General features: G+C 68.2%; 15 protein-coding genes and 2 pseudogenes. 11 read left to right on the top strand and 6 right to left on the bottom strand.

Annotated features, from left to right (window positions below):
• The first annotated feature begins 12 nt into the window (after nucleotides 1-12).
• From AB0M70_RS29650 to AB0M70_RS29635, 4 genes and pseudogenes are all read left to right on the top strand, one after another.
• Complete coding sequence (locus tag AB0M70_RS29650; protein WP_365824563.1) at nucleotides 13-828, top strand: NAD(P)H-binding protein; 816 nt, start codon at nucleotides 13-15, stop codon at nucleotides 826-828.
• A gap of 16 nt (nucleotides 829-844) precedes the next feature.
• Nucleotides 845-1,048: pseudogene (locus tag AB0M70_RS29645) on the top strand (leucine zipper domain-containing protein); the annotation flags it as partial.
• Nucleotides 1,049-1,332: 284 nt separating this feature from the next.
• The gene (locus tag AB0M70_RS29640; RefSeq protein ID WP_365824561.1) at nucleotides 1,333-1,725 is read left to right on the top strand and encodes a VOC family protein; all 393 of its coding nucleotides are present in this window, start codon (nucleotides 1,333-1,335) and stop codon (nucleotides 1,723-1,725) included.
• Nucleotides 1,726-1,813: 88 nt separating this feature from the next.
• Nucleotides 1,814-2,038, top strand: a complete 225-nt coding sequence (locus tag AB0M70_RS29635; protein WP_365824559.1) for a hypothetical protein — start codon at nucleotides 1,814-1,816, stop codon at nucleotides 2,036-2,038.
• Here AB0M70_RS29635 and AB0M70_RS29630 read toward each other — a convergent pair.
• Nucleotides 2,002-2,793: an ANTAR domain-containing protein gene (locus AB0M70_RS29630; protein ID WP_365824808.1), complete on the bottom strand. Its 792-nt coding sequence runs from the start codon at nucleotides 2,791-2,793 to the stop codon at nucleotides 2,002-2,004. The genes AB0M70_RS29635 and AB0M70_RS29630 overlap by 37 nt on opposite strands.
• Here AB0M70_RS29630 and AB0M70_RS29625 point away from each other — a divergent pair.
• A complete protein-coding gene (locus AB0M70_RS29625) occupies nucleotides 2,792-3,517 on the top strand; it encodes a glucose 1-dehydrogenase (RefSeq protein ID WP_365824557.1) in 726 nt (241 codons plus the stop codon). The genes AB0M70_RS29630 and AB0M70_RS29625 overlap by 2 nt on opposite strands.
• Nucleotides 3,518-3,607: 90 nt before the next feature.
• Nucleotides 3,608-4,114, top strand: coding sequence for a DinB family protein (locus AB0M70_RS29620; RefSeq protein ID WP_365824555.1), 507 nt, complete (start codon nucleotides 3,608-3,610; stop codon nucleotides 4,112-4,114).
• 818 nt (nucleotides 4,115-4,932) lie between these two features.
• On the opposite strand, the gene AB0M70_RS29615 is transcribed toward AB0M70_RS29620, so the two are convergent.
• A complete protein-coding gene (locus AB0M70_RS29615; protein ID WP_365824553.1) occupies nucleotides 4,933-6,399 on the bottom strand; it encodes an FAD-dependent monooxygenase in 1,467 nt (488 codons plus the stop codon).
• A gap of 63 nt (nucleotides 6,400-6,462) precedes the next feature.
• On the opposite strand from AB0M70_RS29615, the gene AB0M70_RS29610 reads away from it, so the two are divergent.
• Nucleotides 6,463-7,080 carry a TetR/AcrR family transcriptional regulator C-terminal domain-containing protein gene (locus tag AB0M70_RS29610; RefSeq protein WP_365824551.1) on the top strand — a complete coding sequence of 206 codons (618 nt, stop codon included), beginning with the start codon at nucleotides 6,463-6,465 and terminating at the stop codon, nucleotides 7,078-7,080.
• A 169-nt stretch (nucleotides 7,081-7,249) separates the two neighbouring features.
• Here AB0M70_RS29610 and AB0M70_RS29605 read toward each other — a convergent pair.
• Nucleotides 7,250-7,390, bottom strand: a pseudogene (locus AB0M70_RS29605) (AAA family ATPase); the annotation flags it as partial.
• 32 nt (nucleotides 7,391-7,422) lie between these two features.
• Nucleotides 7,423-7,800, bottom strand: a complete 378-nt coding sequence (locus AB0M70_RS29600) for a MerR family transcriptional regulator (protein WP_365824549.1) — start codon at nucleotides 7,798-7,800, stop codon at nucleotides 7,423-7,425.
• Nucleotides 7,801-7,875: 75 nt separating this feature from the next.
• Here AB0M70_RS29600 and AB0M70_RS29595 point away from each other — a divergent pair, with 75 nt between their 5' ends.
• A complete protein-coding gene (locus AB0M70_RS29595; protein ID WP_365824547.1) occupies nucleotides 7,876-8,604 on the top strand; it encodes an SDR family oxidoreductase in 729 nt (242 codons plus the stop codon).
• Nucleotides 8,605-8,861: 257 nt separating this feature from the next.
• On the opposite strand, the gene AB0M70_RS29590 is transcribed toward AB0M70_RS29595, so the two are convergent.
• Nucleotides 8,862-9,977 carry a glutamate--cysteine ligase gene (locus AB0M70_RS29590; protein ID WP_365824545.1) on the bottom strand — a complete coding sequence of 372 codons (1,116 nt, stop codon included), beginning with the start codon at nucleotides 9,975-9,977 and terminating at the stop codon, nucleotides 8,862-8,864.
• A 154-nt stretch (nucleotides 9,978-10,131) separates the two neighbouring features.
• On the opposite strand from AB0M70_RS29590, the gene AB0M70_RS29585 reads away from it, so the two are divergent.
• From AB0M70_RS29585 to AB0M70_RS29575, 3 genes are all read left to right on the top strand, one after another.
• On the top strand, nucleotides 10,132-11,520 hold the full coding sequence (locus tag AB0M70_RS29585) for an NAD(P)/FAD-dependent oxidoreductase (protein ID WP_365824543.1): 1,389 nt from the start codon (nucleotides 10,132-10,134) through the stop codon (nucleotides 11,518-11,520).
• Between the two features lie 290 nt (nucleotides 11,521-11,810).
• Nucleotides 11,811-12,887 carry a recombinase RecA gene (gene recA / locus AB0M70_RS29580; protein ID WP_365824541.1) on the top strand — a complete coding sequence of 359 codons (1,077 nt, stop codon included), beginning with the start codon at nucleotides 11,811-11,813 and terminating at the stop codon, nucleotides 12,885-12,887.
• A 429-nt stretch (nucleotides 12,888-13,316) separates the two neighbouring features.
• Nucleotides 13,317-13,955, top strand: a complete 639-nt coding sequence (locus AB0M70_RS29575; RefSeq protein ID WP_365824539.1) for a hypothetical protein — start codon at nucleotides 13,317-13,319, stop codon at nucleotides 13,953-13,955.
• A gap of 72 nt (nucleotides 13,956-14,027) precedes the next feature.
• Here the strand turns inward: AB0M70_RS29575 and AB0M70_RS29570 are convergent, their stop codons facing one another.
• Complete coding sequence (locus AB0M70_RS29570) at nucleotides 14,028-14,765, bottom strand: GAF and ANTAR domain-containing protein (protein ID WP_365824537.1); 738 nt, start codon at nucleotides 14,763-14,765, stop codon at nucleotides 14,028-14,030.
• Nucleotides 14,766-14,907 lie beyond the last annotated feature (142 nt).

Genomic DNA, 14,907 nt, shown 5'->3' with positions numbered 1-14,907 from the left:
GATTGAACCGCAATGATCATGGTGACCGGCGCTAACGGACAGCTCGCCTCCCTCACGCTCAAGGAGTTGGCCGACCGGAAGGTGCCCGCCCTGGGTGGCAGCCGAACACCCGCGGACGGGCAGCGCCACTTGGACTTCGACACCCCCACCAGCCTGGACCTCACCGGTGTTACGACCTTGGTCCTGGTCTCGGCCGGGTATGCCGAAGACGACCAGGTCATCGCTCGTCACCAGGCCCTTCTTGACGCTGCGGTACGCGACGGCGTCGCGCACGTGATCTACACCAGCCTGACCGGCACCGGGGATCACCTCGGGTTCGCGCTCGCCCACCGCGCCACTGAGGACCTGGTCAAGGCCAGCGGTCTCGGGTGGACGATCTTGCGCAACGGGCTCTACGCCGAGCTCTTCGGAGCGTTGCTGACGTGGACGCCCGATGGCCTGGAGTCACCTTTTGGCGATGGCGCTCTCTCTGCGGTGGCTCGCGCGGACCTGGCCGCAGCCGCAGCCATCGTTGCCAGCCATCCGACCGCGCACGTCGACAAGACCTACGACTTGGTCGGCGACCCGATCACCGCCGGCGACATCGCCGAACATCTCCACGTCGCCCACCGAGCCATCGCGCTCAGCGAGTACCGCGCCCGGCTCCTCGCGGACGACGCACTGCTGCCGTTCCAGCCGCCGATGCTCGCCTCGATCGCCACCAGCGTCCGCCATGGGTTCCTCAGCAACTCCAGTTCCGACCTCGTGGGCCTGCTCGACCGACCGCTCACCGACGCGCTGGCCGTTGCGGCGGACACCGCAGCTGCGATGCGTCCCGGCGGACGCTGACGCGGATGGTCATCACATCGCGCCACTGTCCCTCATAGGTCGTCGGCGGCTGGTCGAACGCTGCCTTACCCGTCCCATCGCGCACGTGGCCGCTGAGATGTGCATCTGTCGTGCGTGCGCATCGTAGTGGGTCAACCACTACCGCCAGGATGGAGAACTCGGCCTCTTGGACCGCTTTTCGGCCCCTCACCGCCAGCCGACAGCAATTCCAGCTCACACAGCCGGCAGCGTCCGATCATTCCCCACTGGTCAACATCTCGCCGAGCTCTCAGGCGAGTTGCCTCGATCTCGATCCGTTGTGCAATGCGAGCGGTCGACGTCCTGCCGGCTCCGTGCAGATCGGGCGGGGGCGAGATTGGAGGCACCAATCCAAGGTTCAGACATCTTCTTCTTGGTACCGATGGGGGCAGGTCAGGGGCGTGAGGAGGGGCATCGCGACGCGCTGGCAGCGGTCAGAGAATGGACGGCTGGCCTGTTAACAGCGGAACCGGGCAGCAACACCGCATGAAGCCCAAACCGCATTTCAGGTTGGTCGCAACCACTCTCGATGCGCCGAACCCGCATGAGCTGGCGCAGTTCTATCAGGGCCTGCTCGGATGGCCGGTGCAGAAGGAGGAACAGAGCTGGGTTGAGATCGCAGCGCCCGACGGCAGCGCCGGACTGTCGTTCCAAACGGAGCCGCTCTTCACACGTCCGCAGTGGCCTTCCAGACGGTCAGAGCAGCAGATGATGATGCATCTGGACATCGAGGTGAACGATCTGCCAGCAGCCGTCGAGCGGGCTCTTGCTCTGGGGGCAACCGTGGCCGACTTCCAACCTCAGGCAGATGTGCGCGTCCTGTGCGACCCGGCGGGCCACCCGTTCTGCCTCTTTGCGCGCACCGGGCCGAGCGTTTGACAGCCGGGTGCAGGTGGTGCTTCTCCGATAGTTGGTGAGGGCTGCGACGAGGGCGAGGAAGGGGGGAATGTGACAGTCGCTGGTCCGGGTGCTGACCGACCAGTGCGCCACCACCCAGCAGAGCGCCCTGGACCTGACCGGCGTGCACTACCTCCCCAAGAGTGCCCTGGAGACCCTGGTCGACTTCGCCAACAACCTCCAGGCACCCCAGCGCCTGGTCATCCGAGCCTCCCCGAACTGGCGCTGCGAGAAAGGCATAGCGGGAGGCGGGTGGGATCAGATCGAAGGCCTACGAGCCGTCGACGCCAGCTGACGGCCTTTGGTGATGGGGGGCGCCCGTGGGGTTGCGGGCGGGAGGGCGAGGTGTGCTACTCGGTCTCCGAGGGGTGGGCTCGCAGCCGAACGGGTGGCATTGAGAGGGTGAATTCGCGGGCGATGACGTCTCGGGCCACGTTGCTGAGCAAGACCCGGTGATCGGGGGCGTGATGGCGCAGGACATCTGAGGGGCGGTAACGTCCCTTGCGAGCCCCTCCTCCACCCCCTGGGCGTGCTGTCGGACTGCTGCTGGCCGAGATGGCGTCGAGTTCGCTGCGTACCTGGTCGGCGAGCAGGCCCGTATGCCCCGGGAGCCCCCCGCCAGACGATCTGTTGGGGGACGTCGCGCAGTTTGGTGTTGGTGCGCACCGAGACATTGCGGAGGACCTTCCCCGCATCGTCGGGGCTCAGCTGTCCCAGCGCGATGACGACGCCGATCGCCTGGTCGTTTGTGGCCTGTGACCACACGACCTGCTTCAACTGCTCGTCCTCATCCTGCAGTTCCTGTACCGTCCCGGATTCGTCGGCTGCAGGTTCGTGCGTATAGGCAGTGCGGTGGGCGTCGAAGGTCAAGGCTGCCCTCCGGAGTCTGGCGATGGAACGTTGCCCACAGAGTTCCGATTGATCATGACGAGCGCAACACCGGCCCCCAGGCCGGGCAGCGAAGGCATTGAGCGACAGCGGCGGCACCAGTACGTTCGAAGGTCCCGCATCAACTTTCCACCAGCCTGGAGGAACAGTGCTCAAAGGCATGACGGCCGTCATCACGGGCGGATCCCGGGGGATCGGCCGGGCGATTGTTGAACGCCTGTGCCGTGAGGGGGCCGACGTGGTCTTCAACTACGCCACCAGTGAGGAAGCTGCGGCCGATGTCGTGCGCGTCGTCCAGGCGGACGGCGGCAAGGCACGAGCGGTGTGTCTTGACCTGAAGAAGCCGGACGCGCCAGAGCGGCTGATGGAAGCCGCAGAGACGCATCTCGGCGGCCTGGACATCCTGGTCAACAACGCGGCGATGGCCTTCAGCCCCGCCCCACTCGCCCAGACCGAGGTGGAGGTTTTCGACAGCGTGATGGCGGTCAACACCAGGTCGGTCTTTCTGACGATGCGTTACGCAGCCAGGAAGATGCGTGACGGCGGGCGGATCGTGAACATCTCCACCATGAACACCGTGCGTCCCGTGCCAGGTATCGGGCCGTATGCCGCCAGCAAGGGCGCGATCGAGCAGCTGACCGCGGTCGTCGCCCGGGAGCTCGGGCCACGGGGCATCACGGTCAATACCGTCTCTCCCGGCGCGACCGACACGGAAATGCTCCGTGGCGCCAATCCCGCAGAGGCGCTCCAACGGGTCGCCGGCATGACACCTCTGGGCCGTCTCGGGGAGCCGTCCGACGTGGCCGCTGTCGTCGCGTTCCTCACGAGTCCGGAGGGCAGATGGATCACCGGCCAGAACCTGCGGGCGACGGGCGGCCTGGCCTGAGCGCGGCTCGCGGACCCATGACAGCGGCACGGTCGGGTCCGCCGGTAAATGCCTCGACATCGGGTGCAGTGATCGGGGACGCTTCGCACGATGACCAGAATCGACGACACACCGCCCGCGTGGGACGAGCGCAGTCAGCTCACCACCTTCCTCGACTACACCCGCGCCAGCGCCCGCGCCAAATGCGAAGGAGTCTCCGCGGAGAACGCACGCAAGGCGCTCCTGCCGGATTCACCGCTGATGACCATGAGCGGACTGATCAACCACCTGCGCTGGGTCGAGTACTACTGGTTCCAAGTGGTATTCCTCGGCGAAGAGGACTTGGCCCCCATGACGGACGAGGACCCCGACCGCGAAATGCGGATCGCCGTCGACTTCCCGCTCACACAGCTGCTTGACGAATACGCCGAACAAAGCGCCCGCTACCGCGAACTGGTCGCCAAGAACAGCCTGGACAAGCAGGCCGAGGGAACCATCCGCAACGGCCTCCACGTTGACCTGCGCTGGATCCTCCTCCATCTCACCGAGGAGACAGCACGCCACAACGGCCACCTGGACATCCTGCGCGAGATGCTCGACGGCGCGACCGGCAACTAGATCCGGCGCCAAGTCTTCGGGGTTCAGCGTACGGGTGCCGGTGCGCGGGAGGAGTGCCGGTGCCCGGCCGCCGGGGTGGTGGCGTCCAGGGTCGGGCCCGGGCGTCAGCCGGCGTCCAGCAGGCTATGCAGGGCAATGTCAGATCGCAGGGCGCGAGGCTGTACAGGTGGGGTTCGGCGGGCGATACAGACGGCGCCGGTGTGGCCGCCCTGCTCCACACCCAATCTCCAGCTCCGCTTCATGACGTGAGCGCCGTCAGGCTCGGGCCGCAACTTGTGTCAAATGCCAGATATAGCCGCGTACGTGCCAAGCAGGCCTGCGATCTCTTCACTCTTGCCGCGCCAACAGCAAGACTCAAGGTGGCATGGTTGATCGACTGACGGGCCGGACCCTCCGAGTCCGTGTTGGGGGGACTTACATGCGTACTCGTACATTTGCAGCTTCGGCCGTTTTGATCCTGTGCACGGTGATGGGATCGGCTGCTTGCTCATCACCTTCGGAGGGCAATCCGTCCTCCGGCACCTCGACCTCGGACGAACAAGGCAAGAGCCAGCGTCAAGCGAACAGGGGCGCACCCGATGCCGACCCCTCAGCCTGCGCGACGTCCAGCGAAGAGATCCCGGAAGGCTGCGAGGCCGACATCGATGTAGCCGAGATGGGCGAGGCAACTCCCGCCACAGAGCCGCCTGCGACGAATGCGTGGGTGCCCCCGACAAAGTAACTGCCCCTATGCCGGGCGGCCTCGCTCGAAGCGGGAGCGTCGGAGCCGGCAGGGCCGAGCGTGCCGTCGGCGAACCCGCAGTGCCCGAGGCCCCTGGTCAGCGCTGAGTCGCGGATACCGCCGCGTGTGCCTCGGCCCGCAGAAGTTCGGCGTCGGGCTGTTCGCTTGCCCAGGCGACATGGCCGTCGGGGCGGATGAGCGCGGCACGCACGGTGGACCAGGCGGGGCGCGGGTCGGGCCGGTGTGCAGTGTGCGTGACGATGTGAGCAGTGGAGGGCTGTGCGGGGGTGCCGGTGAAGTGCAGCAGGACGTGGCGGCCGGCCCGGAGCAGTGTGAAGAGGTCGGTGTTGTGGCCGAGTTCGAGGTTGGGTGCGCGGTCTCCGGTCAGGGGGTGGTGGTGTGCTGGGGCCGGGTAGGTGACGGCGAGTGCGGAAAGTCGTTCGGCCAGGGTTCGGGAGAACTCGGGGACGGTGGCGATGAGTTGGCTCAGGAGTGTGCGTAGGTCCTGGCCCTCCGCCGAGTAGGCGTTCATCAGTGCCGTCTGGGCGCGGGTGCTGAGCAGCAGGTCGGCGCCGACCGGGTGGCGTTCGGTGTGGTAGCTGTCCAGGAGTCCGGCGGGGGCGGTGCCTGCCACGGTGGCGGCCAGTTTCCAGCCGAGGTTCGTGGCGTCCTGGATGCCGACGTTGAGGCCCACGCCACCGGCCGGGTAGTGCATGTGCGCCGCGTCGCCCGCGAGGAGGACGCGGCCCCTGCGGTACTCGGCGGCCTGGCGGGTGGCGTTGCCGAACCGGGAGAGCCAGCTCGGGTCACGCATGCCGAAGTCGGTGCCGGCGATCCGGGTCACCTTGGCGCGCAGCCCGTCGAGGGTGAGTTCGCCGGGGTGGCCGGTGCCGTTGCTGTCGGGGTCACCACCGACGATCCGGTGGATGCCGCCCGGCATCGGGACGACCATGACGCCGCCGGTCGGGCCTGACACGGCCAACACCGCTTCCTGCGGAGGGTTGTCAAGGACGACGTCGCCCAGAAAGCCCCAGGTGGTGGCGTCGTTACCGGGGAAGTCGATGCCCGCCGCTTCGCGCACGGTGCTTCGGGTGCCGTCGCAGCCGACGATGTAGTCGGCGCGCAGTGTGTAGGGGCCGTCGGGGCCGGTTGCCTGCACGCTCACCCCCTCTTCGCCCTGGGTAAGTCCGGTCACTTGGTGCCCGCGCCGGATCGTTGCTCCGGCCGCGTGCGCGTGCTCCTCCAGTAGCTCCTCGGTGCGGGCCTGCGGCAGGGCGAGTGTGAAGGGGTAGGGGGTGTCGAGGCCCCTGAAGTCCAACCGGTCGTCGAGCCCGCCGAAGTGGCCGCTGGGGATGCGCCGCCCTTCCGCGAGGAAGGGCTCCAGCACACCCCGGGTGGCCAGTGCCTCCAATGTGCGCGGATGGATGGTGAGTGCCTTGGAGTGGGGATCCCGCTCGCGGCGAGCTTCCAGGACGGTGACGGGTATGCCGCCCAGCCGCAGTTCGGCGGCCAGCCACAGCCCGGTGGGGCCACCTCCTGCGATGACGACGTGCTCGTGCTCCATGACAGCTCCTCAAAAGTTTCTTGGTCAGTGACCAAGACAGCGTGCACCCAGTAGACTAGGTCGGTGACCAAGGAGCAAGCGCAGGATCTCGCCCGCACACGGCTCGACCCCGGAACGGTGGTGCGAGCGGCCCTGGAACTGCTGGAGGAGAAAGGCGCGGACGGGCTCTCGATCCGCGGCATCGCGGACCGGCTCGGCGTCCGGATGAACACAGTGCTCTGGCATGCGAAGACCAAAGCGCGGCTGACGGAGCTGATGGCGGACGCGATCGTGGCCGGGGCGCCGGTGGACGGACTGCCCGAGCCCTGGGAACCACGGGTGCGCGAACTGCTCCACCGCTACCGCCGCGCCTTGCTGGCCCACCGGGACGGAGCCAGGATCGTGGCCGGTACCTACGCCGCGGAACCCGCCACCCTCCGCTTCGCCGACCTGATGACCGAGGCGCTACTGGCCGGCGGACTGACGGAACGCGAGGCGGTCTGGACCGGCTGGAGCCTTGTCTACTTCGCCTTGGGACTGGCTCAGGAGGAACAGGCGCTTCCCGACGCGAAGGGCCCTGCGTTCGCGCAACAGCTCGACACGGGCGAATACCCCTCGCTGACCCGAGCTGCCGCGCACTTCGAGGACACCTCCTTCGACGAGCGCTTCGACTACGGGCTCTCCCGCATCCTGGGGGTGTGAGACGGGGGCGGCGCCCCACACCTTGCGGCGCTGCCGGGCGTCACCGTCCCGGCCCTGGACCTGCCCGCCGCGCTCGCGGTAGCGCAACAGCAGGGCTGGCCGACGCCCATACCGAGTACGCCGCCCAGCCCAGACGGGCTCGTCGAGTCAGGGTGCCGCAGGAGTCAGCTCAGGCTTTTGCCACCTCTGCGACGCGGGGGTTCGGGCGGGGCGGCAGGCAGTAGGAGTCGGTGCCATCTCCGATGACCGTGCCGTTGAAAGAGAGCCGGTCGACGATGGCGGCGCAGAGCCGAGGCCCCGTGAACGTCTCTTGTCCGCCCGTCGACGTCTGGCCTACCGCACCTACGGGTGTGTGTCCGTGATCGCGATGACCTCGTCGAGATGGTCCAGGGCGGCCTGCAGGTCGTCGATCTTGGCCTGGATGCGTTCACGCTCGGCTCGCAGCATGGTGCGTTGCTCGGCGTCGGTGTGCCCGGAGTCCCAGCACGGCAGGAGTTCGGCGATCCTTCGGCTGGTCAGGCCTGCGGCGTACATCTGCTGGAAGAAGCGGACCAGGGGGACGGCGTCCTGCCGGTACAGGCGCTGGCCGGACGGGCTGCGCTCCGCGATGAGGAGCCCTTGCTGCTCGTAGTAGCGCACGGCGCGCACGGAGACGCCGGCGTCTCGTGCCACCTCTCCGATGCGGATCAACCGCTCGGCTGCGGCCACTGTGACAGTCATGGTGATTCCTTTCACCGTTGGTCCGACGGCCAGCACTTGCCTCTGACGCTAGCGTCAGGTTTTAGCGTACTGGCCATGGACATCAACAACTCCGTCACCCTTGTCACCGGAGCAAACCGCGGCCTGGGCCGCGCCTTCGCCCAGCGCCTGCTCGAACGGGGCGCCCGCAAGGTCTACGCAACAGCCCGCCGCCCAGAAACGGTGGACCTTCCCGGGGTCGAGGTACTGCCCCTCGACATCACCGATCCCGCATCCGTGAGGGCCGCCGCCGAGGCCGCCCCGGACGTCTCGCTGCTCATCAACAACGCGGGAATGAGTACGGGGGCCGGCCTGGTGACCGGCTCCCTGGACGCGGTACGGCACGAGCTGGAGACCAACATGTTCGGCCACCTGGGAACGATCCGGGAGTTCGCACCGGCGCTCGCCAAGAACGGCGGGGGCGCGATCGTCAACGTCCTCTCTGCCATGTCGTGGTTCGGGGTCAACGGCGCCAACACCTACCACCTGACCAAGGCTGCCGCCTGGGCCATGACGAACGGCGTCCGCCTGGAGCTCGCCGAACAGGGCACGCTCGTCACAGCGGTCCACCTGGGCCTGGCCGACACCGACATGGCCGCGGGCTGGCCCGTGGACAAGCTCGCTCCATCGGACCTGGCCGACGCGGCGCTCGACGGTGTCGAGGCGGGCTCCGCCGAGGTCCTCGCCGACCAGTGGAGTCGGGACGTCAAGTCCCGTCTGCCGCTGGCGCCAGCAGAGTTCAACGCCGCAATGGACCGCGCCCTGGCGGCGCTGATGGCGGCCTGAGAAACCCCGCGGGCCGCGCGCCTCGGTCGGTTACTTCTCCACCGGCCTTTCGGACTCATCTCCTTGGGGTTGAACTCGTGGTGGAGAGTCGCTGGTCAGGCTGATGCGACTCGGGGTGAGGAGCGGTCAGCACGGTGACGGTGCCTTGCGCGCCAAGGCCCCTATCGGGACATGCTCACCGGTAGGACGGCGGCAAGGCACCGCCCGGACCAGCTCCGACAGATCCTCAACCCCAGTAGGGCGCGCGGCCCAGGGGATCACACTCGGGGCGTCGCGGCGGTGCGGATCAGGTGGTCGACCACGTCGTTGAGGTCGCGGCCGTTTTGGTGAGCGGCCCGCTGACGGTCGGCGCCGTTGCCGTGTGCACGCAGTCGTGCTTCGCCGTACTGAAGAATCGGGAGGTCGCCCGTGGCCGTCAACGCCGGGCGTGCCGCCTCGAGAAGCCGGTCGAGCTGTGTCGAGGCGGGGGCGAGCCGGCCGGTGTGCGGGTTGACGGCCTGTCCGGACAGGCCGTCGCGAGCCGCTCGCCAGCACGCGGCGCGCAGCATCTCCGGCTGCGGCCGCGGAGCGGGACGCGCTTGGCGTACGGCCTCAAGAGCGCGGGTGGCCAGGCCCTTCAGGACTGCGGCGAGCAGCAGGGTGTCCTCCACGGTCGGACAGGCGTCGGCGACGCGAACCTCCAGGGTGGGCACATGATGGGACGGGCGGATGTCCCAGTAGAGGCCGCCGCGGTCCATGACGGTGCCCGATGCGATGAGGCCGTCGACCAGGTCGTCGAAGTGGGTGCGGGAGGCGAAGTGCGGAGGTGGTCCCGCCACCGGCCAGCGCCACCAGGTCATGGTCCGCCAGCTCGCGTATCCGGTGTCCTGCCCGGCCCAGTACGGCGAGTTGGCGGTGAGCGCGATGAGGGCGGGGAGCCATGGCCGCAGGTGGTTGCTCAGTTTCAGGGCGGTGGTCAGGTCGGGTACGCCGAGGTGGACGTGGCAGGCGCAGGCGCTTTGTTCCTCGTCCAGGGCGCGGAACATGGCGGCGCTCTTCGCGTAGCGGGGGCCTGGCGTCAAGGGCACGGGGGTGTCTTGGCCGAGGACGGGTGTGCCGCTGGAGATGATGCGCAGCCCGTATCGGGCAGCGGCCCGCGCCACCGCGTGGCGTGCGGCGCGCAGTTGGTCGCCCAAGTCCGCCAGGCTGGTGTGGGGGTCGGTGCGGATCTCGACCTGGTAGCGGGTGATCTCAGTGGTGACGCGATCACCCAGTTCGGTCGCTGCTTCGGCGACGACCTTGTCTGCCTCGGGGCTCACTTGCCGGGAGACGGGATCCACGAGTAGGTACTCCTCCTCAACGCCGATCGTCAAGGACGCGGGCCCACCGTCCACGCCCTCACGACGCTCCCCAACGCCGGTTGTCGGAGCCTGTGTTGGCGGGCGCGTCCACTTTTGACTCTTCATGGTGAAGAGTCTGTCACTTATGGTGATCAGGCAGACGCAGGTGGTCAGCTGCAGCCACGCGACCAGGTCGAGGGAGCACTCTGTGCCGGAAACGACGGACGTCCTGGTCATCGGCGGCGGACCGGCAGGCTCGACCGCCGCCGCGCTCCTGGCCCGCCAAGGGCTGCACGTCACGCTCCTGGAGAGGGAGCACTTTCCCCGCTACCACGTGGGCGAGTCGCTCCTGCCGTCCCTGCTGCCGCTCCTCGACGTGATGGGGGCCAGGCAGCTGGTGGAAGGCCATGGCTTCGTCCGCAAGACGGGCGCCTTCTACGGCTGGGGCGGCGAGGAGTGGTCACTTGGCTTCGACGAGCCGGGCAGGCCCTCCGCCTACAGCTTTCAGGTCGTCCGGTCCGAGTTCGACCACCTGCTCCTCCAGCACGCCCGGCGCCAGGGCGCCGACGTGCGCGAAGGAGTCACCGTTGGCCGCATCGAGTGGGATGGCGAGCGGGCCGCCACCGCCACCTGGTCGACCGGCACAGGACAGCACGGCACCACAGCCTTCAAGCACGTCATCGACGCGAGCGGCAGGGCCGGTGTGCTCAGCGCCCGCCAATTGCGCCACCGCAGGTTCCACGACGTGTTCCGCAACGTCGCGGCATGGGGCTACTGGCGCGACGCCCCTCCCCTGCCCGGGGCTCCCGCCGGGGCGATCGGCGTGTTCTCGCTGCCCGACGGCGGCTGGTTCTGGGCCATTCCCCTGCACGACGACACTCTCAGCCTCGGCCTGGTCACCGACAAGCGGTCCTTCAACGAAGCACGCCAACGCACGGGTTCGGTCGAAGCCCTCTACCGGCAGGCCCTCGACCGGTGCCCCGCCCTGGTGCGCTTGCTCGAAAACGCCCGGCTCACCTCCAAGTTGAAGGTCGAGAGCGACTACTCCTACGTATCCGACCAGTTCTGCGGACCCGGATACTTCCTCGCCGGAGACGCCGCCTGCTTCCTCGACCCGCTGCTGTCCACGGGAGTCCACCTGGCCATGTACAGCGGCCTGCTCGCCTCGGCTTCCATCACCAGCATCACGCAGAGCGACGTGGACGAGCCAGCCGCCCGCCGCTTTTACGACACCACCTACCGCCACGCCTACGAGCGGCTGCTCCTGCTGGTCAGCGCCTTCTACCGGATCCACGACGGGCGCAACGCCTACTTCCACAAGGCCCAGACCCTGAGCCACCGCGACCAGAGCGACCTGCGCCTGCACGAGTCCTTCCTCAACATCATCACCGGAGTCGATGACCTCCACGACGCCCAGCAGGACGCCGTGGCCCTCGTACAGCGCCGACTCACAGAACCTCTGAACGGGCACCGCACCCAAGGGCTCGGCGGCCACGGAACCAGCCACATGCTGCACCTGCCCACCGACCCCGCCCACGCGACAGCGGGCCTCTACCTCGGCCTCGACCCCCACCCCCGTCTCCTCCACGCGACGTGACACCCCCACCACGAGGCGAGATGCCGCGCCCGCCGCGCGCAGCCGACACCCCAGAAGGGACGCATCGTTCAGGTGAGGTGACCGTGTGGTGCAGGTGAGGCTGCCAGCGGCGGCGCAGCCTGCTTCCGGGGTTGCTTTCCGTCCCGGCCCCCCTGGGTGCGGTACCTTTCACTAGACACGTAAATCGATCGGATGTTCGCTTCCTGGGATCTCCGAGACGTCCGTTGTCGGCAGTAGACGCTCACGTTCTTCGACGCGGCGTGCCACACAATCGGACCGGGTGACAGCTCATGGCAGGAACCGACCACGAAAAGGCGCTGGACACCGCGCTCGCACAGATCGAGCGGAAATTTGGCAAGGGTGCGGTCATGCGCCTCGGCGAGCGGCCCAATGAACCCATCGAGGTGATCCCTACCGGATCGACCGCGCTGGACGTGGCGCTCGGCGTGGGCGGCCTACCCCGCGGCCGTGTGGTGGAGGTGTACGGGCCGGAGTCCTCCGGCAAGACGACGCTGACGCTGCACGCCGTGGCGAACGCACAGAAGGCCGGCGGCTCGGTGGCGTTCATCGACGCGGAGCATGCCCTGGACCCGGAGTACGCCAAGAAACTCGGAGTCGACACCGACAACCTCATCCTGTCCCAGCCGGACAACGGTGAACAGGCTCTGGAGATCGTCGACATCCTGATCCGCTCCGGCGCGCTCGACCTCATCGTCATCGACTCCGTCGCGGCCCTGGTGCCGCGCGCCGAGATCGAGGGCGAGATGGGCGCCTCGCACGTGGGTCTGCAGGCCCGTCTGATGAGCCAGGCACTCCGCAAGATCGCCAGCGCGCTCAACCAGACGAAGACGACAGCGATCTTCATCAACCAGCTCCGCGAGAAGATCGGCGTGATGTTCGGCTCGCCGGAGACCACGACCGGTGGCCGCGCGCTGAAGTTCTACGCCTCGGTGCGCCTCGACATCCGACGCATCGAGACCCTCAAGGACGGCACGGACGCGGTCGGCAACCGCACCCGCGTCAAGGTCGTCAAGAACAAGGTCGCGCCGCCCTTCAAGCAGGCCGAGTTCGACATCCTCTACGGCCAGGGCATCAGCCGCGAGGGCGGTCTGATCGACATGGGCGTGGAGAACGGCTTCGTCCGCAAGGCAGGCGCCTGGTACACGTACGAGGGCGACCAGCTCGGCCAAGGCAAGGAGAACGCCCGCAACTTCCTCAAGGACAACCCCGACCTCGCCAACGAGATCGAGAGGAAGATCCTCGAGAAGCTCGGTGTCGGGGCACCGGCGAAGGCCGCAGTCGCCGCAGACACAGGTGGCCTCCCGGTCCCTGACACCGCCCTGGCCCCGGCGGGAAACGCTGCCTGACAGGCCCGGGTGAGGCCCGGCCGGGCGCGTGGTGCAGGCACTCGGGGCGGTGGCACTGGCCAGGAGCGCCACCGCCCAGCGCAGCGGCCAGGCAGAGCTGCGGCGTCCACGCCTACAGGGCACGGCAGATCCTGAGACCACGCCGCGCACGGCCGTCGCTACGCCGATGTTTTCGGTGCCTGGTCATAGATCCACGAAGAGCAACGGCATGACACACCGGCTGCGGTATCTGACAGCGCGTACCCGAGAACTACGGCCCCTCCCCGTCGACTTCACCGCGGTGTGCTCGTGACGGCCCGGATCCGCGTGCCGGGCGAGGCCGCCGTGACACGACGGAGCCACGCGGGTTCGTGTGGCGTGCACAGCAAGCAGGCCCGCAGGCGGGCCGGGCGACCCGGGGCCCTATCGGCCGTGGTTACGATCCTCCGCATGGACAGAGCAGATTCGGCAGTCGACAGCGAGGACGTGCGTCGGGTCGTCGCTCTGGCCATCGATGCCCTGAGGTGTGCAGATCCCCAAGGGTGGGATGCCAAGGCCGGAACGCTGGAGTGGACGTGCTGGGAGACACTCGAACACCTCGCCGATGACCTGTTCACCTACGCCGCACGGTATGGGCTCGACAAGCCGCCCGTGTCCACGACGTTGCCGTTCCGGACGAGCAGCGACCGGAGCGGTGGGCCTGCCAACGTCATCTTCGTTGAACGGGCCTCGGGCCCCGAAGGCCTTCTGACCGTCTTGGAGGCATGTGGCGGTCTGCTCGCGTCCGTTCTAAGCACGGCACCGTCAACCACTGTCGCGTACCACGTCTTTGGGCCCACAGGCCCAGAGGGCTTTGCTGCCATGGCCGTTGTGGAGACCCTCGTGCACACGCACGACGTCACTCAGGGGTTGAACCTGCAGTGGTCGCCACCAAGGGAGTTGTGCGAACGGGTCCTGAAGAAGCTCTTTCACCATGTCGTCATTGACTTCGACGCCTGGGAAACCCTGCTGTGGGCAACTGGACGCACCGCCCTCCCTCATCGTCCCCGGCTCACCGAGTGGCGTTGGTACAGCCCGCAGGCCACGTAGGTACCCCTGCTGCCGGCTGCACGGGCACAGCGCTCCCCCAGATCTCAGCGGCCGCAAGTTGCTGCTGCCCCGTCAGCGGTCCGTGGTGCCGGAGGGGGGCGGGGCAAGGCCGGTGGAGTGGTCGTCGACGATGGCCTGAGCCAGGGGGGTCAGGGCCGTCTCCTGGGTATAGGCGCGGGCGCGCAGCACGGCGAGTGCCTGGCCCCCGGTGAGGGAATACCGGTAGCTGATCATGCCGATGGCCTGGTGGACCACGGCATTGAGGGGCAGGAGCCAGGCGTGGACGAGGTCGCCCCCGGCCGGCAGCGGTGCGGCGAGCAGCAGCAGGTCGGCGGCCTCGGCGTGGTCCTGCGCGGTTTGCAGGTCGGCATCGGAGATCCGGCCGGGACGGTGGCGGTAGAGGGTGAGGACGAGTCCGGCCTGCCGTGACTGATCGCTCCCGTTGAGAATAGGAAGGGCGAAGGCGGCGCGGATTTGGTGTGACCTGGCCCGTTGGGCATAGACGGGCCAGTGCTCTGTGGTGGCGGGGTCGTCGAGGTCGGCGACCAGGACATCAGCGCGCTGGTTCAGGGCCTGGACGCACGGGCCTTCTCCGAGGCTGATCTGCAGTTCCTCGCCTTTGGGGGCCAGCGGACCGGCCGCGCACAGGGACACCCGTTGCGCCAGGGCGGCGTCGATGGCCAGGGTGAGCCCCACTGAATACGCTTGGTGCAGCGCCGTCCGGCACGCCGCGCCGATGTGCTCTCCCGGTTGGGCATGGCCTGTGTAGCGGGCGGCGAGAGCCATGGCCTCCGGCCGTGCGCCGGTCACCGGAGACTCGGGAGGCGAGGAGGCGGGTGTGCGAGCGTGAGCTGCGCGTTCATGGTGGCGTCCGAACTCCGGCATTCACCGCCGATGCTGCCCGATCGGAAGCCAATGTCAGGGTGAGGGGGCGAGTCGGGTCGCCTGCGGG

The organism is Streptomyces sp. NPDC051214, assembly GCF_040682375.1.
GTDB lineage: Bacteria > Actinomycetota > Actinomycetes > Streptomycetales > Streptomycetaceae > Streptomyces.
Note: the sequence above shows the minus strand (reverse complement) of the source record. Positions and strands in the feature narration are given on the sequence as shown.

Bases quoted from the DNA above. Each gene is read 5' to 3' on its own strand.
- AB0M70_RS29620 (WP_365824555.1), top strand. From the start codon at position 3,608: ATGACCAGAATCGACGACACACCGCCCGCGTGGGACGAGCGCAGTCAG.
- AB0M70_RS29600 (WP_365824549.1), bottom strand. From the start codon at position 7,800: ATGACTGTCACAGTGGCCGCAGCCGAGCGGTTGATCCGCATCGGAGAG.
- AB0M70_RS29595 (WP_365824547.1), top strand. From the start codon at position 7,876: ATGGACATCAACAACTCCGTCACCCTTGTCACCGGAGCAAACCGCGGC.
- AB0M70_RS29640 (WP_365824561.1), top strand. From the start codon at position 1,333: ATGAAGCCCAAACCGCATTTCAGGTTGGTCGCAACCACTCTCGATGCG.
- recA (WP_365824541.1), top strand. From the start codon at position 11,811: ATGGCAGGAACCGACCACGAAAAGGCGCTGGACACCGCGCTCGCACAG.
- AB0M70_RS29650 (WP_365824563.1), top strand. From the start codon at position 13: ATGATCATGGTGACCGGCGCTAACGGACAGCTCGCCTCCCTCACGCTC.
- AB0M70_RS29615 (WP_365824553.1), bottom strand. From the start codon at position 6,399: ATGGAGCACGAGCACGTCGTCATCGCAGGAGGTGGCCCCACCGGGCTG.
- AB0M70_RS29625 (WP_365824557.1), top strand. From the start codon at position 2,792: ATGACGGCCGTCATCACGGGCGGATCCCGGGGGATCGGCCGGGCGATT.
- AB0M70_RS29630 (WP_365824808.1), bottom strand. From the start codon at position 2,793: ATGCCTTTGAGCACTGTTCCTCCAGGCTGGTGGAAAGTTGATGCGGGA.
- AB0M70_RS29575 (WP_365824539.1), top strand. From the start codon at position 13,317: ATGGACAGAGCAGATTCGGCAGTCGACAGCGAGGACGTGCGTCGGGTC.